The organism is Iodobacter fluviatilis (assembly GCF_900451195.1).
GTDB lineage: Bacteria > Pseudomonadota > Gammaproteobacteria > Burkholderiales > Chitinibacteraceae > Iodobacter > Iodobacter fluviatilis.
Map to the genome: position 1 here is coordinate 2,821,900 of NZ_UGHR01000001.1, position 23,621 is coordinate 2,845,520.

Here is a 23,621-nt window from a genome sequence, read left to right on the forward strand (position 1 = left end):
TCATCAAAAGGCGTATTCGACGCGAAGTGCAATACGCCAGAGCATCAGTATCTACCCAACTACTTACTATCAATTCCGTGCCACACCTCCCCCTTTGAAAAAGGGGGGTTGGATGTTGAATTGGCATGAAATCAGATGAAATTCCAATGCTAAATCCCCCCTAGCCCCCCTTTTCAAAAGGGGGAACGTACATATCAACTTGTGTAGATAATGATGATGCCAGATGGGGAGATTTATCCGGCGCAATGCCAAGGCGGTTGCGCCCTAAGCAAGCAGTTTGACTATTTCGCCAATGGATATTGCTCATCCAGCGCGATATTGAGCTTTAACACATTGACTCTAGCCTCGCCAAATACACCAAACTGACGGCCTTCTGTGTTTTCTACTAGCAGTTTACTCACTTTATCGCTTGATAGCTTACGCGCTACCGACACACGCTCTAATTGATATTGGGCGGCAGCGATGCTGATATGTGGATCTAAGCCACTACCAGAGGCGGTAACCAGATCAACAGGAATTGCTCCAGCTTGATTAGGGTGGGCTTTTTTCAAGGCCTCTACCCGCCCTTTTACCGCATCCAGAAACGCAGGATTAGTCGGGCCAAGGTTTGAGCCGCTTGATCCGCCCGCGTTGTAGCCCATCGGCCCTGTTGCTGACGGTCGGCCCCAGAAGTATTGTGGCTCGCTGAAATTCTGCCCGATCAGGCTGGAACCTACGGCCTTACCCTGCAATTGCACTAGGCTACCATTGGCCTGATCCGGCATGGTCGCTTGAGATACACCAGTCACTAGCAAAGGGTAAGCAAGACCAGTGATGGCAGAAAGTAGAGCAAAAATGACCAGAGCGGGTCTTAATTGAGCATTCATTTTAAATCCTTCGTTGCGCTTGCCTTAAGGCTTGCTTCAAGAGGTAAATCTATCCATAAGTGGCGAGCAATGGCGCACCACATCAAATTTCGCTGCGCCACAGTACGGTTTTGCAGCAGCTGCACATCGTTTTAGAGCGCACGGCGTACAAATGATCACTGGTCAAAGGGTAAAATGCGCCGCAGCGATAGCAGCCCACCTCTCCTTCCCCTTTGCAAGTGGCATGCTTTGCCAGATACTCCTTAAGCGTGGGCGAGCGCCGCCAAAACCAAAGACTGCAGCACCTCACCGCATACGCCAACAGCAGCATGAAAATAATCAGCAATAAGTTTCCAATCATATCCATACGCGTGCCCTCCAAATCATCCGGCACCGGCCGGATGACGCACCACTTAAACTAAGCCCATTGCACCTAAAGCCATATCAATGATTTTAATTCCGGCAAAAGGCACTAATAAGCCACCCAAACCGTAAATCAATAAATTATTACGCAGTAATTGCGCGGCAGCCTGAGCGCGGTATTTCACGCCTTTTAATGCCAACGGAATCAGAAATACAATAATTAAGGCATTAAAAATCACCGCCGACATCACCGCCGAATCAGGGCTATTTAATCCCATTACATTTAATGCACCCAATTGCGGATAAGTCGATACAAAAGCGGCCGGAATAATGGCAAAATATTTCGCCACATCGTTGGCAATACTAAAGGTGGTTAAGGAGCCGCGTGTCATCAGCATTTGCTTGCCGATTTCTACAATCTCAATCAATTTGGTTGGATTGGAATCCAAGTCCACCATATTGCCCGCTTCTTTAGCCGCTTGCGTACCGGTATTCATCGCCACCGCCACATCCGCCTGCGCCAGAGCCGGTGCATCATTGGTACCGTCACCCGTCATCGCGACCAACTTGCCTTCGGCCTGGTACTGGCGAATCAATGCCAGCTTGGCTTCTGGTGTCGCTTCAGCTAGGAAATCATCCACACCGGCTTCGGCCGCAATGGCTGCAGCCGTCAGCGGATTGTCACCGGTGATCATAATGGTTTTAATCCCCATCTGACGCAGCTCGGCAAAACGCTCTTTAATGCCGCCTTTCACGATGTCTTTTAGCTCGATCACGCCCATTACTTTAGGGCCATCACTTACTAATAAAGGTGTAGAACCACGGCGGGCAATGTCGTCTGCAATCTTGCCTACTGCATCAGGGAACACACCGCCCATAGATGCAACATGCTTTTTAATCGCGTCGATCGCCCCCTTACGGATCAGGCGCTCATCGTAATTCACACCACTCATCCGGGTTTGCGCAGTAAACGCAACAAACTCTACTGCGTGGCTTAAAAGCTGGCGTTCACGCAAATTAAATTTCTGCTTAGCCAAGACCACAATACTGCGCCCTTCCGGGGTTTCATCAGCAAGAGATGCCAATTGTGCGGCATCTGCCAGCTCTTCCATTGTCACGCCAGGAGCAGGTACAAAAGCCGATGCCTGACGGTTACCCAGTGTGATCGTGCCGGTTTTATCCAGCATCAATACATCCACATCCCCTGCTGCTTCTACTGCGCGGCCCGATGTAGCAATCACATTGGCCTGCATCATACGGCTCATACCTGCCACACCAATGGCTGATAAAAGCGCGCCAATGGTGGTTGGGATCAAACACACCAGTAAGGCAATCAAGGCAGTAATGGTAATCGGCGAGCCTGCTTTGCTTGCTTCTGCGCTAAACATAGAGAAAGGCAGCAGCGTCACCGTCACCACCATAAACACGATGGTTAAGGCCACCAGCAAAATCGTTAACGCGATTTCATTCGGTGTTTTCTGGCGTTTTGCGCCTTCTACCATGGCAATCATACGGTCCAAAAAGGCTTCACCCGGATTGACACTGACGCGCATCACAATCCAATCAGACAACACCCGCGTACCGCCAGTTACTGCTGTAAAGTCGCCGCCTGATTCACGAATCACCGGTGCAGATTCACCGGTAATGGCCGATTCATCCACCGATGCCACGCCTTCGATCACTTCGCCGTCCGCAGGCACCACATCACCGGCTTCCACCAGAATGTAATCACCTTTACGCAGGCTGGCACTGTCGGCAATCGATTTGCCAAATTTTCGACCAGGACCAGTCAGCTTTTTAGCAATGACGTTTTTCTTGGTATTACGTAAAGATGCAGCCTGCGCCTTGCTGCGCCCCTCTGCCAGGCTTTCAGCAAAGTTAGCAAACAACACGGTAAACCACAGCCATGCAGTAATACCGGCAATAAAGCTCAGCGCCGCTTCGCCGTGGCCGGCAAGGGCCTGAATCAGCAGCAAGGTGCTTAAAATACTGCCCACATACACCACAAACATCACTGGGTTTTTAAGCTGGGTTTTAGGTGCCAGCTTTTTAAATGAATCGACCACCGCTGGCCCAATCAGCTGCGGGTCGAGCAAAGAAAGTTTTTTGCCTGCGGCAGCAGGTACAGAGTGCGCAGCCACTGCGGCAGCAGCAACAGGCACTGCGGCGGGCTTTGTACGATTCACGTCAGTAGTATTCATCGCTTTTTACCAAAAGGAGTTGCAATGGTTTGATTGCAAATTTACCGGGCGGAAAAAACCACAGGCCTTCCCGCCCAAAGCTGTTATTTAACAGGTGCAATCATTTGCAAATGTTCAACCACAGGGCCCAGTGCCAGTGCAGGTACATAGTTCAGTGCCCCCACCAGCAACACGGTTCCCACCAACAGCACCACAAATAAAGGCCCGTGCGTTGGCAGCGTTCCGCCTGTTACGGCAAGGCGTTTTTTAGCCGCCAAAGAGCCTGCCATGGCCAGTACCGGCACAATAATCAGGAAACGGCCCAGCCACATCGCAATACCCAGCATCCCGTTATAAAACGGAGTGTTCGCAGATAAACCAGCAAAAGCACTGCCGTTATTATTTGCAGCCGAGGTAAAGGCATACAGCACTTCACTTAAGCCATGCGCACCCGGGTTCAGAATGCCTGCCTTACCATCAGTCAACATCAAGGCAATGGCTGTACCCACCAGCACCAGAATTGGCGTCACCAGGATCGATAAAGCGCTCATCTTCATTTCAAAGATTTCGATCTTTTTACCTAGGTATTCAGGCGTGCGGCCCACCATCAGCCCCGCAATAAACACCGCCAGAATCGCAAACACCAGCATGCCGTAAAGGCCAGAGCCAACACCACCAAACACCACTTCACCCAGTTGCATCAGCAGTGTTGGCACCAGCCCGCCCAACGGGGTTAAGGAATCGTGCATTGCATTCACTGCACCGCAAGAAGCCGAAGTGGTTACCGCTACAAACAAGGATGTCGCAGTGATACCAAAGCGAGCTTCTTTACCTTCCATATTGCCGCCAGCTTGCGTGCTGCTCAGCACCTGATCCACGCCAAGTGAATTCAGACCGGCCGTACCTGTTTGCTCGGCCATCACCAGTACGGAATACATCGCCACAAAGATCACCGTCATGGCTGCAATAACCGCCCAGCCCTGACGTTTATCACCCACCATGCGACCAAAAACAAAACATAGCGCAGCAGGGATCAGGAAAATCGCCAACATTTGCAAAAAGTTTGCAAATGGGGTTGGATTTTCGAAAGGATGAGCAGAGTTAGAGTTAAAGAAACCACCACCATTAGTACCTAAAAGCTTAATCGCTTCTTGCGATGCAACCGGCCCCATGGCAAGCGTTTGTGTATGGCTGATCACGTCTTCCATAACAGGTGCGCCCTTGGCATCTTTCACCACATCACCATGGCTATCATGCTTAGGCTGCTGAAATGTAGTGGCCTGTACGGTAGGCACTTCTTTATATGCAGACAGGTTTTGAATCATGCCTTGGCCCACAAACACCAAAGATAAAACCAGAGACAGCGGCAGCAAGATATATAAAGTGCTGCGGGTTAAATCCACCCAGAAATTACCCACGGTGCTGGCGCTATGCCGCGCAAAGCCACGGATCAAGGCAATCACCACCGCAATACCAGTCGCAGCAGATAAAAAGTTCTGCACCGTTAAACCCAGCATTTGCGTGAGGTAAGACATGGTGGATTCACCACCGTAGCCTTGCCAGTTGGTATTGGTGACAAAAGAAATAGCGGTATTGAGTGCCGAATCCGGGCTGACCGCGCCAAAACCCTGAGGGTTAAATGGCAGGCCACCTTGCACACGCTGCAAGAGATAAAGTGCAAATGCGCCCAACGCATTAAACAGTAGCAAACTGATCGCATAAGATTTCCAGCCTGTTTCCTGGCTGGAATGGATGCCTGCCAAACGATAAATTCCGTTCTCAAGCGGCTTTAAAACACGTAAAGGGCCTTGAATCTCGCCCTGCATCACTTTATTGATCACAATCGCCAGCGGCCATGACAACAGCAGTAAAACGAATAAAAACAGCCCCAGTTGGAGCAAAGCATCGGTAGTCATTTAAAAACGCTCCGGTTTAAACAGCGCGTAAAAAAGGTAAACAAATAAAACAACGGTAACCAGCGAAATCAATACGATCATGATTCGCCTCCAAGGTGGCTACACAGCAGTAAAAGTAAGGCGGGGCATACCGCTATTACGCATAAAGCGCCTAAATAGATCACATCCATGGCTAACTCTTATAAAGAGGAATCGACCCGTATACTTTATGGAATACAGCGTAAAGACTTTGGTAAAAACGCAGGCCATCGTATAAAGAAAGTATAAAAATTATAAAAATTTGTACTTAAAAGAGCCGTCATGACCGGACTTCGGTTTTGAGCGCGATCAAGACCTAGAGCCCACAAAAGGCCACAGCATCAAGGCACAGGTATAAATTTTTCTGCAAATAGCCACTCTCCCGTGCTGCACTGCAAGCGCGGCCGCCTCTATCTGATATATGACTTACGCAATAAATGGCTTCATGCAATCTAAAATGGCTTTTTTTGCCTGATCCCCTGCATATAAAAATGCCCGTGCCCATCTTGCATCAGCGCCCCCGACCTCTTTTATGCACGTTTTATCAGGCGGCTCAGCGCAAAATAATCTGTGGAAAAAATGACTGAATCCATCACCTTCTTTTGCTTTCCATTTCAGAAAGACAATCGGCAGGGTAAAATCAGCCCCAAAGCATCACCTTTACATCACCGGCTTTTTTAAATGTGGGGAAGCAAAATGTCAGACAATTTTTGGATGGCGCTAATGATCGTGGGCAGCCTCGGCTTTGTGCTCTTGCAGTCATTAACTGATCGCTTAAGACGGATTGAAGCCAAACTTGACCGGCTGCTCGCCCTGCAGGGGATTGATGAAAACAAATGGCAGGCGCCATCCGCTGAAGTAATCAAATTAGCAAGGGCCGGGGAAAAAATCAGCGCAATAAGACTTTATCGCAGGCAACAAGGGGCGGGGCTTAAAGAGGCAAAAGAAGCGATAGAAAAATACATCAGCCCAAATACATGAATATAAAAATGTAAAAACAGCTCAGGCAAAACTAAGAAGCATTCATTAAGCAGATAATGCCCCCCAGCCCTGTCAATGCAGGAGATAGACGATGACCCCCACCGAAATTCGCGCACTGATTGATCAGTACATCCATGCTTACAACCGCAAAGACGTAACAGCCATGCTGCTGACCGTGCACCCTGATGTGGAATTCAAAAATATCGCGGATGGCGTTGTAAATACCCACACCACAGGCCGGGAAGAATTAAAAGTGCTGGCGGAGCAATCTGTCGCCATATTTTCGGAACGGCATCAGGAAATACTCAGTTTTGAAAGCAGCCCCCACAAGGCCAGCGCATCCATCGCCTTTCGTGCCGTCGTTGCCGATGATTTGCCCAATGGCTTAAAGAAAGGCCAGACGCTGGAATTATCCGGCCGGTCTGAATTTGAATTTAAAGACGGCCTGATTGCCAAGATTACCGATTTAAGCTAGCCCGCCATCTTATTGCCGTATTGACTTGGCCCACCCAAACGCAAAGCAAAGGTCTTACCCATGAATATGCTTACCGCACTGCTCGCTCAACCCAGAAAATTCACAGGGCACGGCACAAACCACGAAGGCGAAGACTTTATCGGACATATTGAAATTAAAACACTGCCTTCCCCGGTTGCACTCATGTTGTACTACTCAGCATGTGGAGCAGATGGACAACAGTTTCACAGTGAAGCCACGCTGCTTGGAAACACAGCAGAGGGCAAGCTCTGCCTGTGGCCTGTGATGGAAGAGTTGCCCTTTGTATTACCGCATACGGAATCAAGCAGTGCCGTTATGACTGACGGAGAATTCATTGCTATTTTTTCCAGCGGGCCACGTGACAGAACAGAAATATTTCGCGAAGAAATCACAATCAAACTACAGCCTGATGGCGGCATTAGCTATGCACATAGCTGGGGCATGCCGGGCGGCACATTCGAAGCCAGATCAAGCTGTGTACTCTTTCCTTCTGAGCATTAATACTGCCGTACTACACACACAAGCCCCAATTAAACCCAGAGCACTTTCTATGGCCGATATCAGTTCACAAATTGTTTATGTTTTAACCAATCCAGCCATGCCGGGCCTCGTGAAGATAGGGAAAACAACGCACGCAGAAGTTGAAGAAAGAATGAAGCAATTATATGGAACAGGCGTGCCTGTACCCTTTGATTGCGCGTTTGCCTGCCAGGTTAGAGATGCTGGCGAAGTTGAAAAAGCGCTTCATTTTGCCTTTGGCAATCATAGAATTAACCCCAACCGGGAGTTTTTTAAAATTGAGCCTGAGCGGGTTATTTCTGTGCTTAGATTATTAAAAGTAGAAGATATAACGCTTGAATTTGAACAGCAGTTAGATTCTGATATTGAAGATATCGATAAACAATCGGCAGATCATTTCAAAAAAACCAAACGCCCCAGAATGAATTTCCATGAGCTGGGTATTCCTGATGGATCCATTTTAATTTCTAAAGACGGCAGCCAGCAGGCCATTGTGATTGGAGAAAAAAAAGTACGCTTCGCAGATGAAATCACCTCATTAACTGAAGCAACCCGAAGACTACTGGGATTAGCAGAAGGCAGCCCTATTCAGCCTTCGCCTTACTGGACATTTAATGGCGAAACCATAAAAGAAATTTACGAGGCTTTTCACACAGAGGGTGAAGAGTCGTGATTTTTTAACCCCTAAAGAAACCCGCCACCCCCCGCTGTACCGTCCAGCCAGCGTATTGGTATGTCCCACAACGCTATCCTATGGTGAACATCAGTAGTAAGAAAAGCAGGCGGCCTGCTTAAGCAAGGCTGTTGCTGTTCACCCTAGGAGCAAATGATGAACGTTACTCAAAGATTATTAACTCTGGTTGGAACAGCCTTGCTGGGCGTCATTGCCGTTACCGGAGTGGGGCTTTATCAGATTGACAAGGTGTATAACAGCGCCAACTATGCCACGGTAAACAGCGTACCCAGCCTTGTAGTGCTTGATGCCGCTTTTGATCATTTTGTCCAGCTGGATAAAATGCTGAGCGAACATGTATTAACCATAGATGCAGCAGCCAAAGCAGACTTAGCGCAAAAAATGCCGCCCGTTTTATCTGCCATTGAGGCCGAATTCAAGCGATACGAACCCCTGCTGAGTAATGACAGCGACAGGCAGATGTTGGCGGATGACCGGGCTGCACTGGCCAGCTACAACTCAATCCGGCAACAAACATTAACAGCTTCTGCAGGTAATCAGGCTGATGAGGCAAGAAGCTTATTAAACAATAGCGTCAGGTCTTTTGAGAAAGTACGCGCTTTAATCGAGGCTCACCGTGGCTTTAACGTTGCGCTGGCCAATCAGGGCGACAAAGATGCACAAAGTGCTTTTGGGCTGGCCAAACAGTTATTTCTTGTTTGCGGTGTGCTGGCTGCAATTTTGAGCATCATTTTGGGCATTATCACCGCGCGTGGCATTGTTGTGCCCTTACGGCGCACCATCGGTATCGCCAACCGTATTGCCTCCGGCGATCTGACCAATGACACCCGCAGCCAAGGCTGCGATGAAACATCACAGATGATGCACGCCTTAGGCGATATGCAAACTGCGCTGCGGCAGGCCATTTCTGCAATGCGCACCCATGCTGATTCGCTAGCCATATCAGCCGCCGGAATGGTAGAGCATTCAGAACAGGTATCGCTCAGTGCAGGGCTACAGAGCGATGCCGCATCCAATATGGCGGCAACAGTTGAAGAAATGACCGTCAGCATCGGTCAAATCAGCAATAACGCTGGGGATGCACAGAAGGCATCGCTGCAGGCCGAAGCCAGATCCAATGAGGGCGCGGTGGTGATCCGGAATGTGGCGGATGAAATCCATAGTATTGCTGCAGAGATCACAGAAACAGCCACAAAAATAGCGGCCTTGGGAGATGAATCACAACGTATTTCCAGCATTGTGGCCGTGATCCGCGAAGTGGCCGAGCAAACCAATTTACTGGCGCTTAATGCGGCCATCGAAGCAGCACGAGCAGGTGAGCAAGGACGCGGCTTTGCCGTTGTTGCCGACGAGGTAAGAAAACTCGCCGAGCGCACCAGCGGGGCAACCAGAGAAATTGCCGATATGATCAGGCTGATCCAGGACCGGGCCGACAGCTCGGTAGCAGGCATGAATCGCACAGTGGAGAAAGTAAGCAGTGGCGTTACTCTGGCCAGCCTTGCCGCTGAAGCCATAGGCAGCATTGCAGACAGCGCCAAAGTGGCCGAAGCCGCCATATCTGCCATCTCTTCCGCCCTGCAGGAGCAATCCACAGCCAGCGGGCAAATTGCAGGCAGCGTAGAGCGGATTGCACAAATGACAGAAGAAAGCAGCGTGGCCGCCAAAGGCAGCTCTTCATCAGCTGCGGCCCTTTCGGCATTAGCCCAACAAATGCGTGGCGCCGTCTTGCGCTTTAATCTGGAATAACAGGGGCGGCAGCGCTCTTACTTCAATCAACCAGCGGAACCACTGCCCCGCTGGCAAACGGACATCAAAAGGGCAATGAGCGCCTTGCACGCTGTTTTCATCTCACTCATGCCGGGCTTTACCAGAGGGTTTGCCCAGCTCGTAAGCGCTAATCCCGCCCACCTTCCGTGGCTGCGGGTGTCAGGCTTTTTGCCAGTTTAACTAATTGCAAAAACTCACCCCGATAGCCAAATGCATCATCACCACGGGCATTGCCGGCAATAGCGGCGACTTTTGCGTAGTTGAAGTCACTCATATACCGCCCATTACGCAATAATTGCCCGAAACCCGCCACGGCAGTGGCAAAGCGGAATTCATTACTGGCCTGATTAAAGCTGTTTAGTACATCACGGCGCTGTAGCGGGATTTCGATCAGCTGGCTTTTATTGCTATCGGGCGCTTTATAGCGCAGGCGTAAAAAGCCCAGCTCGTCGCTCAGCGTGGTTTTTTTAGCGGGTTTGGCTTCATAACGCAGCGGCTCCAAATAACCCGCTTTACCGGCAAAAGTCACTTCATAGAGTGCCGTCACGGTGTGGCCTGCCCCAATATCACCGGCATCCACCTTATCGTTATTAAAATCTTCACGCTTAAGCTGGCGGTTTTCATAGCCAATCAGCCGATACTCTTTGACCTGCTCCGGGTTGAATTCAACTTGGATTTTGACATCTTTGGCTACGGTGGCCAGCGTAGAGCTCATTTCATCCACCAGCACTTTTTGCCCCTCGTTCAAATTATCAATGTAGTGGTAATTGCCGTTGCCCATATCGGCCACCTGCTCCATCAGCGCATCATTGTAATTTCCCATTCCAAAGCCCAAAGTGCTTAAAGAAACCCCTGCCTCACGCTCTTTTTCAACCATTTCTTTCAGCGCATCAATACTGGTGACACCCACATTAAAATCACCATCGGTGGCCAGCAGGATGCGATTGATCCCGCCTTTAATAAAACCCTGCCGTGCCATCTGATAAGCCAGCTGAATACCTGCCGCACCTGCTGTGCCACCCCCAGCAACCAGCTGATCAATCGCGCGCTTGATTTGGTTTTTATCCGCACTTGGCTCCAGCACCACCTTCGTACCGGAGGCATAGGTCACTAAGGAAACATGGTCTGCTGCTTTAAGCTGATCCACCAATAATTTAAGCGAAGCTTGCAGCAGCGGTAGTTTATTAGGCTCATTCATCGAGCCAGATACATCCACCAGAAACACTAAATTTGCCGCAGGCAACGCGGCCGCTTTGATGTCCTGCGCCTTGATACCAATGCGGATCAGATGCTTATCCACGCCCCAAGGCGCGGGCGCTATTTCGGTGTATACGGCAAAGGGGCGGCTACCGGCCTGATGCGGATAATTGTAAGGAAAATAATTAATCATCTCCTCTACCCGCACCGCGTCTTTGGGGGGTAACTGACCCGCTTGCAAAAAGCGGCGCACATTGGTGTAGCTGGCGGTATCCACATCAATTGAAAAAGTAGAAACCGGCTCTACAGCCACGGCCTTCACGGACAGCTCTTCCAGCTTGCTATAGTTTTCACGGCTAGGCTCAGCAGATGCAAGCGGCGCATTGGGCTGTGTACGCACACCTGCCTCGGCCATTGCTTGTATTTTGCTGGCGACAGGCGCAGGTGCTGCTACTCGCTCTGCAGGCTGGCTGTTATGGGGAAGACTTGTATCGTACTTATTAAATGCGGTTCCTCCGCAGGCGCTAAGTAAAACCACGCCGGATAAAACACTTAAAGACAGGGGAAACTTAGTCATGGCATGAAGTCCTGAATAAAGGGGAACAAACAAGGAAACAAAGTTACCAGAGAGCCTATCGACGTTTCATTCGCGGCTTAGCCAAATTGTGAATAAAGCGTCAACAGCCCCTGGAAAGATTAAATATTTTAAATTATTCCTGCGAACTGCCACTTCAGCGCGAGGGCTTGGTTTCTACTCAAATACGGTGTTCATGCTATTTGAGCAAACTTAAATCCTGCAGTGTTTTATGCCCGCGACTCAAAAATCACACAACATGCCTAGGTTTTTCCGTATAGGAGGGGGCAGCACGCTGTTTATAAGCCCAATCAAACCTCAACACTCACCCTTCTGCACTGCTAGGCTGTGTGTTTTTTAAGCCCATCTAGAAGATGCTGACAGATTTCGACGCCCTGCGTGTTATTTCTAAAATGGCAGTTTAGCGTATTCAAACAAGACTTACCTTTTAAGAAAAGCTTGCTCCTACCCTGTTTATTTCCTCTTCTTGATGTCCCTCATTTTTAGCGAACGCGAAAATCCTTCTTGACTTCATTCTATATTTCTATAATTATAGAAATATGAATACAAAAACTGCCGTCACACTCCTAGCCGCACTAGCTCAGGACACTCGCTTAGCAATCTACCGACTACTGGTACAAGAAGGACCAGAAGGTTTGGCTGTTGGCCAAATCGGTGAACGTCTGGAGGTTGCCAATGCCACCCTGTCCTTCCATCTGAAGGAGTTAACGCACGCGGGCCTGATCAATCGGCGACAAGACGGGCGCTTTATCTATTATTCCGCTAACTATGAGCAAATGAATAATTTGCTCTGTTTTATGACTGAGAACTGCTGCCGTGGCCAAGCTTGTGCGCCCTCTGACCCTCAATCTTGCGACAGCAGCTGTATTTAACATTTATCTCATCGGGGTTAAAAAATGAAACGCTTTCATGTCCATATCTCGGTACCAAAGCTGGACGACAGCATACGCTTTTATTCTGCGCTGTTCGCGGCCGAGCCGACCGTGCTCAAGCCCGACTACGCGAAGTGGATGCTCGACGATCCACGCATTAATTTCGCCATCTCGCAGCGAGGCGCACCGGCGGGCCTTGATCACCTTGGTTTTCAGGTCGACAGCGACGACGAGCTGACCGCCTTGCAAAACCAATTAGCCGCTGCCGACATCTCTGTGCTCAGCGAGCCAGGCACAGCCTGTTGCTACGCCCAATCAGACAAGCACTGGGTTACTGATCCGGCGGGCATTGCATGGGAAAGCTATCGCACCCTTGGCAGCATCCCAACTTTCAACGGCAGCGAATCCACAATAGAAACCAAGGCCTGTTGCGCGCCCAAGGCTGTTGCAGTAACGCCCACTCCCAAAAACAGCTGTGCCCCCGGCAGTAACTGCTGCTAAAACCAATGCAAAACCTCGGAGATTCACGATGAGCAACAAAGTCTACAACGTCCTTTTCCTGTGTACGGCCAATTCGGCGCGCAGTGTCATGTCCGAAGGCTGGCTGAATATGCTGGGCAAGGGACGCTTTAAAGCCTTCAGTGCGGGCAGCCACCCCAGCGGCCAAGTCAACCCGTACGCGATCACCCTGCTAAATGAGATTGGCTACGACACCAGTGCACTGCGCTCGAAATCATGGGAAGAGTTTGAAGCCGCTGACGCCCCGCACATGGATATTGTCATCACCGTTTGTGACAACGCCAAAGGAGAACTCTGCCCAATTTGGCCAGGGCATCCGCTAACAGCACACTGGGGCTATGAAGACCCGCACGGAGAAACAGAGGAAGAAAAACAAGCTTCGTTCCGCAAAGTTTTCTTGCAGATAAAGCAGCGCGTCTTGCTCCTTGCGAGTCTGCCTGACGAAAAGCTGGCCAGCTTAGCGTTGAAAGACGTGGTACGTGATATTGGCGAAAGCAAACTCGACTAGCAGCTGCTGTTGCAAAGTGATTCATCCGAGGCTGCACGCGCTGGTCTATGCCGTGCAGCGCCCTAAGATTGAAAATTGGAGTGCATGATGTCCGCACAATGTGAAGTGACCGGCCAACGTATCGCTGCCGCACCCATGAGTTTTTTCGAGCGCTACCTCACCATTTGGGTGTTTTTATGCATTGTTGTCGGCATTAGTGCAGGGCAATTATTCCCCCGCGTATTTCATGCCATTGGCAAACTAGAGGTTGCACAGGTTAATCTGCCGGTGGGTTTGCTGATATGGGTCATGATTATTCCCATGCTGATCAAGGTTGATTTTACGGCGTTGCATGAAGTACGCCAGCATGTTCGCGGGATTGGCGTAACCTTGTTTGTGAACTGGCTGGTCAAACCATTCTCAATGGCATTATTGTCATGGATCTTTATCCGGCAACTGTTTGCTCCATATCTGCCCGCTGATCAAATTGATAGTTATATCGCTGGCTTGATCCTGCTTGCGGCCGCACCGTGTACGGCAATGGTGTTTGTATGGAGCAAGCTAACTCATGGCGACCCGTTGTTTACCTTGTCTCAAGTGGCATTGAACGATGCAATTATGGTCGTCGCCTTTGCGCCACTCGTGGGTTTTTTACTTGGCATGTCGGCCATTCATGTACCTTGGGATACGCTGATTATTTCAGTCGTGCTGTATATCGTTATTCCGGTGCTTATTGCACAAATCATTCGAAAACGTTTACTCAGCCAAGGCCAAGCCACCTTTGATAGCACAATGAACAAGATTGGACCATGGTCAATTTCTGCTTTATTGATCACGCTGATCTTGCTGTTTTCATTTCAGGGTAAAGCAATATTAGATCAGCCACTGGTCATTGCCTTACTGGCCGTACCCATTTTGATTCAAGTGTTTTTTAATTCAAGCTTAGCGTACCTGCTAAACCGTGCGGTGGGTGAAAAGCACAATATCGCCTGCCCGTCTGCCTTGATTGGTGCGTCGAATTTCTTCGAGCTGGCCGTTGCAGCGGCAATTGCATTGTTTGGTTTTAATTCAGGCGCAGCATTAGCAACAGTCGTTGGCGTTTTGATTGAAGTACCGGTGATGTTGCTGGTCGTCAATATCGTAAATCGCACGAAACCTTGGTATGAACGCGCCTGATTGCTGGACGGGGCAATTTTAAATACAACTCTGCTTCATGCCCGCACTTTAAATGCCACACAAGGGATTTAATTTTTTACAGCGGGCATGACTCACTTTATGACCCCCATTAAACTGCAACATTCACCCTTCTACCCGGCTCTGCAGCGGTTTGTTCGAGCACATCCAGTATATGCTGATAAATCCCAACGCCCTGCGGATCGTTTCTAAACTGGCAGGCCGCAACGCTTTGTTTGGCATAATCAATAAAATTCCATTTTTTTAAACGGCGGCTTTCATCTTCAGCGCGTGGCGAGCCGTCTTCATTGATATTCAGCCGGTGTGAAATGGTGATCGCCCCCAACTCATGCAAGCTGATTTTGCCGTCATTGTACAAATCTGTGGCCAATTTTTCCGCTTCACCTGCCGTCATATTTGCCGGATCGTACAATCTAGAATCCCCCGCTGGGGCATCAGGCGGATAAGGGATTTTGGGCCGCAAATGCGCGGGTAAAATACTGAGCGGAGAGGCGGCTGAAACATTCATGGATCACTTCCTGATTGTTTACCAAACAAATAAGAAAGCAATAAATAAGCCAGAATTCAAACCACGTCAAAAACAACCCCATAAAACTTACACAATAAAGGGCAGGCGCATCATCGCCTTTAAACCACCCTCTTTCCGATTAGCCAGCCAGATTTCCCCACCGTGGGTGCGGGCAATGGCGCGGGCGATGGCTAGGCCCAAGCCGCTGCCGCCGGTGTGGCGCGATCTGGAAGTTTCCAGCCTGACATAGGGCTCAAATACCCGCTCCAGCTCGGCATCTTCAATGCCATCCCCCTGATCTTCAATCATAATCAGCAGTGCGGCAGCGTCTTCTTGCACGGTGAGGATAATGAGATTCCCCCCGTAACGGCGGGCGTTATCGAGCAGATTACTTAGGCAGCGCCGCAGCGCTTGGGGCCGCCCTGTAAACACCTGACAGGCTTGCCCCCTTACGCTGATTTGTGCGCCCAGCGCCTCTATATCTTCAACAACGCCTTCGAGTAAATCCATAAAATTAAGTTTAACGCTGGCTTCAGCGCTATTGCCTGCGTGCAAAAAGGCGAGGGTATCGGCAATTAAGTTTTCCATTTCTTCTAAATCCCGCTCAATTGCCTGGTTTTGTGCCGGGTCTGCGCGCTTTTCCAAGCGTAAGCGTATGCGGGTAATCGGCAGACGCAGATCATGCGAAATGCCTGCCAGCATTTGCGAGCGAGTACTTAAATACAATTTAATGGCGCATTGCATGCTATTAAAGGCTCTGGCCAGATGACGAACTTCTTTTGGGCCTGTTTCGGGCAAAGGAGGCTGGTTAATATTCCGGGCAAGTCCCTCAGCCGCTGTGGAAAAAACCGAAAGCGGCTGCGTTAAGCGCCTTACCGCCCACACAGATAACAGCGCCGCGGCCAGCGCCACTAAGGCCAGCCAGCCCACAATTCGCCATGGCTCACGAATGAGGACATTACTCATTCTGGAAGAAGAAAACGTCACAATCGTGCCATCTTCCAGCTGCGCTTGTAAGGTGAGATTAATCAGCACGCTTTCTGCTGCCTCCAGCCCGCCAGACACACTGCGCATAGATTCTGGCAAAGCACCGTAACTCATCGAAACCACCTGCATGCGCTCTTGCTTTTGCAATTGCTTGGACACCAGTTTTTCAAACTCCAGCACATCTGCAGCGGGCAGCCTGGCCTGTTGCCATGGTGTATCTAGGCTCACTTGCAAGGCAGGGCTGTTTAAGGCCCTTAATAGCTGCGTACGAAAAGCCGCAGGGGTTTCACCCAGCACATTAATCGAGCTGGCAATATGCTCTGCCACATATTCAACCCGCAATACGCGGGCCAGCCTTGCTCTGTCATTAATCACCAGCCAGACACCTGCCGCATTAGCGGTAAACAAGCCCGCCAGCATCACCAGCAGGATTTGCCCGAATAAGGTTTTAGGCCAGTAACGCATGAATTTATTTACCTTTTATGAGCGGATTCAGCCAACGCGCAGCGATGGCCTTGCGGGCTAAATTGAAAACACATAGACCAGTCACTACCTGGCCTCTACCTTACAAACCAGCATATAGCCGCTGCTTCTGATGGTTTTAATCAATACCGCTTCACGGGCTTCATCGCCCAAGCGGCGACGTAAGCGCCCTATCATCACATCAATAGTGCGGTCAAACGGCGCGGCATCCTTGCCATTAATGGCATCCATCAGCTGATCTCTGGATAAAACACGGTTCGCATTTTCAGCCAGGGCTTGCAGCAGGCGAAACTCGCCGGTGGATAATGAAGTCACCACGCCGTCGGCCCCCAGTAAATATTGCGCGGCCAAATCCAGCTCCCAACCGGCAAAGCACAGGCGTGTGGCCTTGCTGCCTGCGGTAGGGTCAGCGGCCCTGCGCAAAATACTTTTAATTCTGGCCAGCAGCTCTCTTGGATTAAAAGGCTTGGGCAAATAATCATCCGCGCCCATTTCAAGGCCAATAATCCGGTCCAGCTCATCGCCTCTGGCCGTTAACATCAGTACAGGCAAATTAGAGCTGGCCCGCAAATTACGACACAGCGTTAAGCCATCTTCACCCGGCAGCATTAAATCCAAAATCAGCAGATCAAACTGCCCCTGCTCCATAGCCCGGTGCATGGCGATGCCATCGCCCACCGCCGTCACGGCATAGCCTTGGTCGCCAAGGTAATCACTTAATAAAACGCGTAAATCAACATCATCATCCACGAGGAGTATTTGCGTACCCATGCTCTGCCCATCCATTTTGTTGATTACAGAATACCCCGCGCCCGCGCCCCTTACGACCATAAAGAGGCGCTGTTTACATTGCATTTACAAAATGCCTGTTTTCACCCTCAAACGGTTTACATCCGGCCTGTTAAATAGCCCCTGTCAACCCGGCATTAAAAGGAAGTAAATCATGAAAAAGGCAGCCACACTGGCCCTGATAATCAGCGCAGCACTCAGTATTCCTACGCTTAGCCTTGCCGCTGCAACCCCTTTTGCTGAAGGCAGCCGCCCTGCGATGGACGACAACTCAACACTTGCTCCGGCATCTGCATCACAGATAAAACCTTTCTCACAACGCAGCCGCCCCGCAATGAATCAATCGATTTCCGTACCCGCTGCGACCAATACGCAAGCACGCATCACCCCTTTTTCGCAGCGCGAGCGCCCGGCCATGAATAATCAAAGCAAAAAAACTAAAAAACCCCAGGTCACCGCATTCAACGATCAGGATTCCAGTAACTGGCATCCTGGCCGTCTGAAACACACGGTCTACCGCTAAAGCCTGTCCCCCTGATTGCTTTAACTTAAGCCCCGGTTCGCGGGGCTTTTTATTTAATGGAAGAGCGCCTAGATGCAAATGAAATGGCTTTCCCTTTGTGCAGTGTCGCTGCTTGCAGCCTGCCAAGCTCCGCCTGCCGAAACACGGACAGCCCCCCTTGAAGTGAGTCAACTCGTCATTAAGCCGCTTGATATTGCCCTGCAAAGCGAATTTACAGGCGAAACAGCAGGTGTTCGTGATGTTGAAGTACGTGCCCGTGTGGCGGGTATTTTATTAAAGCGTACTTATGCAGAAGGCCAGCCGGTCAAACAGGGGCAAGTGCTGTTTGAGATTGATCCTGAGCCTTACAAAGCCGTATTGAATCAGGCTAAAGGTGAGCTAGCACGGCAAGTGGCTATTTTTAATAAAACCCGCGCCGATCAGGAGCGCATCGCCCCGCTGTTTAAAGAAAACGCCGTTTCAAAAAAAGATTACGATGACAGCATCAGCGCTTTTGAAGCCGCGAAAGCCAGTGTAGAAGCAGCCCGGGCACAGGTGCGCACCGCCCAGCTAAACTTAAGCTACACCCAAGTTACCGCACCTATCTCCGGCATCAGCAGCAAGGAGGTGCAATCTGAGGGCAGCTTAATCAATAACAACAGCCCGCTGCCGCTGACCACCATTTCGCAAATGTCACCGCTATACGTCAATTTTTCGGTTTCCGAACAGGATTACCAGCACTTCAGCCCCGGCAAATCGCTGCAGGCCACGCTCAGGCTGGCCAATGGCACAAAGTACCCCATTCAGGGGAAGGTCAATTTCCACGACAACCGCATTGATAACAATACCGGCACCATCAATATGCGGGCGCAATTTGATAACCCTAAAGGGGATTTATTGCCCGGTCAGTTTGTACGCGTGCGGGTTGATCAGGGTACCCGCCAGCAAGCCATCACCATTCCAGAACGCGCCATTGTTCAGTTGCAGGCTGAAAAACGCGTGCTGCTGCTCAATGACAAAAATATCGTTGAATCACGCAAAGTGACACTAGGGGAAAGCATTGGGCACGAGGTGATTGTGGAATCCGGCCTGAAAGCGGGCGAGCGCATTATTGTCGATGGCTTAGTCAAAGCACGCCTTGGCCAGCCAGTCAGCATCAGAAAGGAGGGCTAAATGTTTTCTAAATTTTTTATCAACCGGCCCATTTTTGCCACGGTGATTTCCATTGTAATTGTGCTGGCGGGCTTGGCTGCGATGTTTTCACTGCCTATTCAGCAATATCCCAATATTGTGCCCGCCGTCGTTTCGGTGAGCGCCAACTATCCCGGCGCCACCGCTGAAACCATTGCCCAAACCGTGGCGTCCCCGCTGGAGCAGCAGATTAATGGCGTAGACAATATGCTCTATCTGCAATCCAAATCTGCAGCAAACGGGCAAATGAATATGAACGTCTATTTTGCTGTTGGCACTGATCCGGATCAGGCCACGATTGACGTCAACAACCGCGTTCAAGCCGCTCTGGCCAAAATGCCGGATGAAGTCAAACGCCAAGGCGTATCGGTCAGAAAGAAATCCACCGAAGTATTATCCGTGATTTCCTTAGGCTCACCGACAGGCCAGTATGATCGCAACTTTATTGCCAACTACGCCCTACTCAATATTCTGGATGATTTAAAACGCATACCCGGCGTGGGCGACGCCAGCATGATGGGCGGCACCGATTACGCCATGCGAATCTGGCTGAAGCCCGATCGCTTAGCCCAGCTCAAACTCACCCCTGCCGATGTTGTGAAAGCCGTGCAAGAACAAAACTCACAATTTGCCGCAGGCAAGCTGGGGGCCGAGCCAGACAATGATCCGGTTGATTTTACCTATACCATAAACGCCAAAGGCCGCCTAGCAGACCCAAAAGAGTTTGAAGCGATTATTGTAAAATCGATGCCCGATGGCGCAAAAATCCGGCTCAAAGATGTGGCCCGTGTAGAAATGGGCGGTAATGATTATGATATTTCCGGCATGCGAAATGGCAAACCCGCCGTGGGGCTGGTGACCTATGCACAGCCAGGTGCCAATGCGCTGGATGTATCCAAGGCCATTGCCAACAAAATGCAAACGCTCTCTACGCGCTTTCCTCAGGGGATGGACTACGCCATTCCCTTTGACACCACAAAATTTGTAAAAGCCTCGATTGAAGAAGTCGTCGTCACCCTGCTCGAAGCCATGGTGCTGGTGTTCTGTGTGGTGTATTTATTCTTGCAAAACTTCCGCGCCACGCTGATTCCCTGCATTGCCGTGCCAGTATCACTACTCGGCACTTTTGCAGGCTTAGCTATGTTTGGGTTTTCTATCAATCTACTCACGCTATTTGGCATGGTGCTGGCCATCGGCATTGTGGTGGACGACGCAATTGTGGTGCTCGAAAACGTCGAACGGATTATGCGTGAGACCGGCTGCTCGGCCAAAGACGCGTCGATTCAAGCCATGCAGGAAGTATCTGGCCCCGTGGTGGCGATTGTGCTGGTGCTGTGCGCGGTGTTTTTGCCCGTGGCCTTTATGAGCGGCATGACGGGCGTGATGTATCAGCAATTTGCCATCACCATTTCAATATCGGTGATTATCTCTGGCATTGTGGCGCTGACCCTCTCCCCCGCCTTATGTGCACTTTTGCTTAAATCTGATCACCACGAACCCGCCCGCTTTTTTGTGTGGTTTAACCGTTTTTTTGAACGCATCACCGGCGGCTATATTGCAGGAGTCAAATTTCTAAACCGCCGCGTTGGCGTGGCCTTTGTACTGTTTGCAGGGATTTTGGCCAGCACGGCGGCGCTGTATGCCTTAGTGCCCGGCTCCTTAGTCCCAGCAGAAGATCAAGGTACGATGTTTGTCAGCGTTGCCCTGCCCGATGCCGCCTCACTGGCCCGCAGCCGTCAGGTAAGCGCCGAATCAGATACCGCGCTCAGTCAACTGGCCGAAGTTAATAATGTCACCACCTTTACCGGCTTTGATATTTTATCCGGCTCCAAGCTGACCAATCACGCCACCAGCTTTGTCACGCTCAAGCCATGGGACGAACGTAAGGGCCATGGGCAGGATTCGTTTTCGCTGGCAGAAAAAGTGATGCAAAACGCCCGCTCTATCCAAAACGGGCTGATCGCCGCCTTTACCCCGCCGCCGATTATGGGTATGTCGACTACCGGCGGCTTAGAAGGCTATTTGCAAGACCGTAATGGTGAAGGCTCGCAGGCGCTCAGCACGGCGGCACAAAAATTGATTGAAGCGGCAAAAAAACGCCCTGAGTTTGCCAAGGTCACCACCACTTTTCGCGCCGATGTGCCGCAATATTTTGTTGATCTGGATCGCGAAAAAGCCAAGGCGTTGGGTGTGAATATCAACGATGTATTCAGCACCATGCAAGCCACCCTAGGCCAGCTCTATATCAATGATTTCAACCGCTTTGGCCGCACTTACAAGGTACAGCTGCAATCTGAAGCCCAATATCGCAAACGTCCTAAAGATCTGGCGAATATTTTTGTGCGATCTGCCAAAGGCGACATGATTCCACTCACCAGCCTAGTCAGCATTAAAGACACCAGTGGGCCGGAGCTAGTCGAGCGCTTTAATATTTTTGGCGCGGCCAAAATCATGATCCAACCAGCGCCAGGTGTTAGCTCAGGAGAAGCCATCAAGGCGATGGAAAGCGTAACCGCCACCGCGCTCAGCAGCGATTACACCCTTGCTTGGACAGGCAGCGCTTACCAAGAGAAAGAAGCCAGCGGCACAGCCGGCATTGCCTTTTTACTTGGCATTGTGATGGTGTTTTTAATTTTAGCGGCGCAATACGAAAGATGGAGTTTGCCGTTTGCCGTGATTACCGCCGTACCCTTCGCGCTCTTTGGTGCGCTGCTGGCAGCGTATCTGCGGGATATGAATAACGATGTGTATTTTCAGATTGGCATGGTGACGCTGATCGGTCTGGCCGCTAAAAACGCCATTCTGATTGTGGAATTTGCCGTGATGAAATTCAAAGAAGGCATGAGTTTATCTGATGCGGCCATCGAGGCAGCAAGGCTGCGCTTCAGGCCGATTGTAATGACTTCGCTGGCCTTTATTCTAGGCTGCGTGCCGCTAATTACCTCCAGCGGCGCGGGGGCAAACAGCCGACATTCCTTAGGGACGCCCGTAATTGGCGGCATGCTGGCCGCTACCTTTATTGCCATTTTCTTTATTCCGCTGTTTTTCCGCCTGATTATGGGGTTCAGGAAAAACCAGTCCTCAGGCCAATAAGCCCGCGCGCCTGCTGGTAACGGCAGGCGCACACCTTGAGATCTTCACGATGAAACACTCCCTGATTGCCAGCCTACTGGCCCTGCTTTGCACCGCATGTGCCATCAGTCCTGAACAAACCCTGCCCAAGCTTGATCTGCCCCGGATGCAAAACGCGCTTCCTCTAGCAGATCCTGGCGAGGCCAGCTTTAACGACCCAGTACTTAATACATTGATCGGCCAGGCTTTGCAGCACAATGCCAGCCTGGCCATGGCCGTGGCGAATATAGATGAAGCCCGTGCCCGCTTAGGCATCAGTCAGTCTGCAGAATGGCCGAGCCTTAATTTACAAGCCGGTACGCAGCGTCAGCGCGATGATGTGCCTGCCCGATTTCACCTAGCTGGCGCAGCAAGCTGGGAGCTGGACTTATGGGGCCGGCTGGCCAATGAAACCGAGGCGGCAAGGCAACAGTTTTTATCCAGCCAGGCCGCACATACTGGCCTGCAGCTGGCGCTCATAGCAGACGTAGCCCAAAGCTATATTAATTTGCGCGCCTCAGATGCACAGCTGGTCGTGGCAAAGCAAACCGCAGAAGCCCGCCAAAAAGCATTTTCCCTACAAACAACCCGTTTTAAGGGCGGGCTGATCAGCGAGCTGGAAACCCGTCAGGCAGAAAGCGATCTGGCCACCGCACAAGCCATTGTGCCTCAGTACCAAAGCCAGATTGCCCAATTAGAAAGCGCACTCTCTGTGCTCTGCGGCCTTTCCCCCAGAGCGCTGATTGAAGCAGGTATTCCGCGCGGCAAAAGCATCAGCGAAATCAACAACAGCAGCCCTATCACAGCGAGTATTCCATCAGACCTCTTGCTGCGTCGGCCCGACATTGCCCAAGCAGAAGCCACGCTGCGTGCCAGCCATGCAGAAGTAGCCGCGGCCCGTGCGGCATGGTTTCCGCGCATTTCCTTATCCGGTCTGCTGGGTGTGGCCAGCCATCCTTTAACTGATTTATTTGCTGCGGGCAGCAAAACCTGGCAATTTGCGGGCAATCTTTCCATGCCCCTGTTTGACGGGGGCCTCAACGCAGCGCAAATTGATCAGGCCAAGGCAAAAGATAAAGCCGCAGCAGCAGGCTACCAGCTTGCCGTTCAAAATGCCTTTGCCGACACCTTGGCTGCACTGAAAAGCCGCCAGTTCAGCATGAAAAAAACCCAAGGGCAGCAGCGCCAGATCAAGGCCTTAGAACGCCAGCTCAAACTGGCCATCATGCGCTACGACAATGGCTACAGCGATTACCTAACGGTGCTTGATAGCGAGAGAAACTTATTTAATGGCAGGCTGGAGCTGATTGCCGCAAAACGGGATCAGCTTCTGGCGCAAGTCGCCCTGTATAAAGCTTTGGGAGGAGAAAGCGCACTGCAATAAAAAATCCAAAATAAAGCCGGCTC

General features: G+C 50.7%; 21 protein-coding genes. 13 read left to right on the plus strand and 8 right to left on the minus strand.

What is annotated here, in order from left to right; translation table 11 throughout:
* Nucleotides 1–281 precede the first annotated feature (281 nt).
* The 4 genes from kdpC to kdpF all read right to left on the minus strand — a co-directional run bounded on the left by kdpC (nt 282) and on the right by kdpF (nt 5,385).
* Nucleotides 282–866, minus strand: coding sequence for a potassium-transporting ATPase subunit KdpC (gene kdpC, locus DYD62_RS13045; protein ID WP_115227739.1), 585 nt, complete (start codon nt 864–866; stop codon nt 282–284).
* Between the two features lie 392 nt (nt 867–1,258).
* Nucleotides 1,259–3,409: a potassium-transporting ATPase subunit KdpB gene (gene kdpB, locus DYD62_RS13055; protein WP_115227741.1), complete on the minus strand. Its 2,151-nt coding sequence runs from the start codon at nt 3,407–3,409 to the stop codon at nt 1,259–1,261.
* A gap of 83 nt (nt 3,410–3,492) precedes the next feature.
* Complete coding sequence (gene kdpA / locus DYD62_RS13060) at nt 3,493–5,304, minus strand: potassium-transporting ATPase subunit KdpA (protein WP_115227742.1); 1,812 nt, start codon at nt 5,302–5,304, stop codon at nt 3,493–3,495.
* A complete protein-coding gene (gene kdpF / locus DYD62_RS24430; protein ID WP_099399210.1) occupies nt 5,305–5,385 on the minus strand; it encodes a K(+)-transporting ATPase subunit F in 81 nt (26 codons plus the stop codon).
* Nucleotides 5,386–6,018: 633 nt separating this feature from the next.
* Here kdpF and DYD62_RS13070 point away from each other — a divergent pair.
* The 5 genes from DYD62_RS13070 to DYD62_RS13090 all read left to right on the plus strand — a co-directional run bounded on the left by DYD62_RS13070 (nt 6,019) and on the right by DYD62_RS13090 (nt 9,758).
* Entirely contained in the window at nt 6,019–6,303 is a 285-nt protein-coding gene (locus DYD62_RS13070) for a ribosomal L7/L12 family protein (protein ID WP_132038742.1), read from the plus strand.
* A 91-nt stretch (nt 6,304–6,394) separates the two neighbouring features.
* Nucleotides 6,395–6,778, plus strand: coding sequence for a nuclear transport factor 2 family protein (locus DYD62_RS13075; protein ID WP_115227744.1), 384 nt, complete (start codon nt 6,395–6,397; stop codon nt 6,776–6,778).
* 60 nt (nt 6,779–6,838) lie between these two features.
* Nucleotides 6,839–7,300, plus strand: a complete 462-nt coding sequence (locus tag DYD62_RS13080) for a hypothetical protein (RefSeq protein WP_115227745.1) — start codon at nt 6,839–6,841, stop codon at nt 7,298–7,300.
* Nucleotides 7,301–7,349: 49 nt separating this feature from the next.
* Entirely contained in the window at nt 7,350–7,991 is a 642-nt protein-coding gene (locus tag DYD62_RS13085) for a GIY-YIG nuclease family protein (protein ID WP_115227746.1), read from the plus strand.
* Between the two features lie 153 nt (nt 7,992–8,144).
* Nucleotides 8,145–9,758 carry a methyl-accepting chemotaxis protein gene (locus tag DYD62_RS13090; protein WP_115227747.1) on the plus strand — a complete coding sequence of 538 codons (1,614 nt, stop codon included), beginning with the start codon at nt 8,145–8,147 and terminating at the stop codon, nt 9,756–9,758.
* Nucleotides 9,759–9,906: 148 nt separating this feature from the next.
* Here the strand turns inward: DYD62_RS13090 and DYD62_RS13095 are convergent, their stop codons facing one another.
* Nucleotides 9,907–11,553: a vWA domain-containing protein gene (locus DYD62_RS13095; protein WP_115227748.1), complete on the minus strand. Its 1,647-nt coding sequence runs from the start codon at nt 11,551–11,553 to the stop codon at nt 9,907–9,909.
* A 557-nt stretch (nt 11,554–12,110) separates the two neighbouring features.
* Between DYD62_RS13095 and DYD62_RS13100 the strand changes: the two genes are divergently transcribed.
* From DYD62_RS13100 to arsB, 4 genes are all read left to right on the plus strand, one after another.
* Nucleotides 12,111–12,443, plus strand: coding sequence for an ArsR/SmtB family transcription factor (locus DYD62_RS13100; RefSeq protein WP_115227749.1), 333 nt, complete (start codon nt 12,111–12,113; stop codon nt 12,441–12,443).
* A gap of 24 nt (nt 12,444–12,467) precedes the next feature.
* Nucleotides 12,468–12,944 carry an ArsI/CadI family heavy metal resistance metalloenzyme gene (locus DYD62_RS13105; protein ID WP_115227750.1) on the plus strand — a complete coding sequence of 159 codons (477 nt, stop codon included), beginning with the start codon at nt 12,468–12,470 and terminating at the stop codon, nt 12,942–12,944.
* 28 nt (nt 12,945–12,972) lie between these two features.
* Complete coding sequence (locus DYD62_RS13110) at nt 12,973–13,470, plus strand: arsenate reductase ArsC (protein ID WP_115227751.1); 498 nt, start codon at nt 12,973–12,975, stop codon at nt 13,468–13,470.
* Between the two features lie 84 nt (nt 13,471–13,554).
* Nucleotides 13,555–14,625, plus strand: a complete 1,071-nt coding sequence (gene arsB / locus DYD62_RS13115; RefSeq protein ID WP_444542813.1) for an ACR3 family arsenite efflux transporter — start codon at nt 13,555–13,557, stop codon at nt 14,623–14,625.
* Between the two features lie 109 nt (nt 14,626–14,734).
* Here arsB and DYD62_RS13120 read toward each other — a convergent pair whose 3' ends face one another.
* From DYD62_RS13120 to DYD62_RS13130, 3 genes are all read right to left on the minus strand, one after another.
* Complete coding sequence (locus tag DYD62_RS13120; RefSeq protein ID WP_115227752.1) at nt 14,735–15,151, minus strand: hypothetical protein; 417 nt, start codon at nt 15,149–15,151, stop codon at nt 14,735–14,737.
* An 87-nt stretch (nt 15,152–15,238) separates the two neighbouring features.
* On the minus strand, nt 15,239–16,603 hold the full coding sequence (locus DYD62_RS13125; RefSeq protein WP_115227753.1) for an ATP-binding protein: 1,365 nt from the start codon (nt 16,601–16,603) through the stop codon (nt 15,239–15,241).
* A gap of 84 nt (nt 16,604–16,687) precedes the next feature.
* Nucleotides 16,688–17,476: a response regulator gene (locus DYD62_RS13130; protein ID WP_233702913.1), complete on the minus strand. Its 789-nt coding sequence runs from the start codon at nt 17,474–17,476 to the stop codon at nt 16,688–16,690.
* 88 nt (nt 17,477–17,564) lie between these two features.
* Here DYD62_RS13130 and DYD62_RS13135 point away from each other — a divergent pair, with 88 nt between their 5' ends.
* The 4 genes from DYD62_RS13135 (at nt 17,565) to DYD62_RS13150 (ending at nt 23,598) form a co-directional block, all read left to right on the plus strand.
* A complete protein-coding gene (locus DYD62_RS13135) occupies nt 17,565–17,933 on the plus strand; it encodes a hypothetical protein (protein ID WP_115227754.1) in 369 nt (122 codons plus the stop codon).
* A gap of 78 nt (nt 17,934–18,011) precedes the next feature.
* Nucleotides 18,012–19,085 carry an efflux RND transporter periplasmic adaptor subunit gene (locus tag DYD62_RS13140; RefSeq protein ID WP_207916777.1) on the plus strand — a complete coding sequence of 358 codons (1,074 nt, stop codon included), beginning with the start codon at nt 18,012–18,014 and terminating at the stop codon, nt 19,083–19,085.
* The gene (locus tag DYD62_RS13145; RefSeq protein ID WP_115227756.1) at nt 19,086–22,196 is read left to right on the plus strand and encodes an efflux RND transporter permease subunit; all 3,111 of its coding nucleotides are present in this window, start codon (nt 19,086–19,088) and stop codon (nt 22,194–22,196) included.
* Between the two features lie 49 nt (nt 22,197–22,245).
* Nucleotides 22,246–23,598, plus strand: coding sequence for an efflux transporter outer membrane subunit (locus tag DYD62_RS13150; RefSeq protein ID WP_115227757.1), 1,353 nt, complete (start codon nt 22,246–22,248; stop codon nt 23,596–23,598).
* Nucleotides 23,599–23,621: the final 23 nt, after the last annotated feature.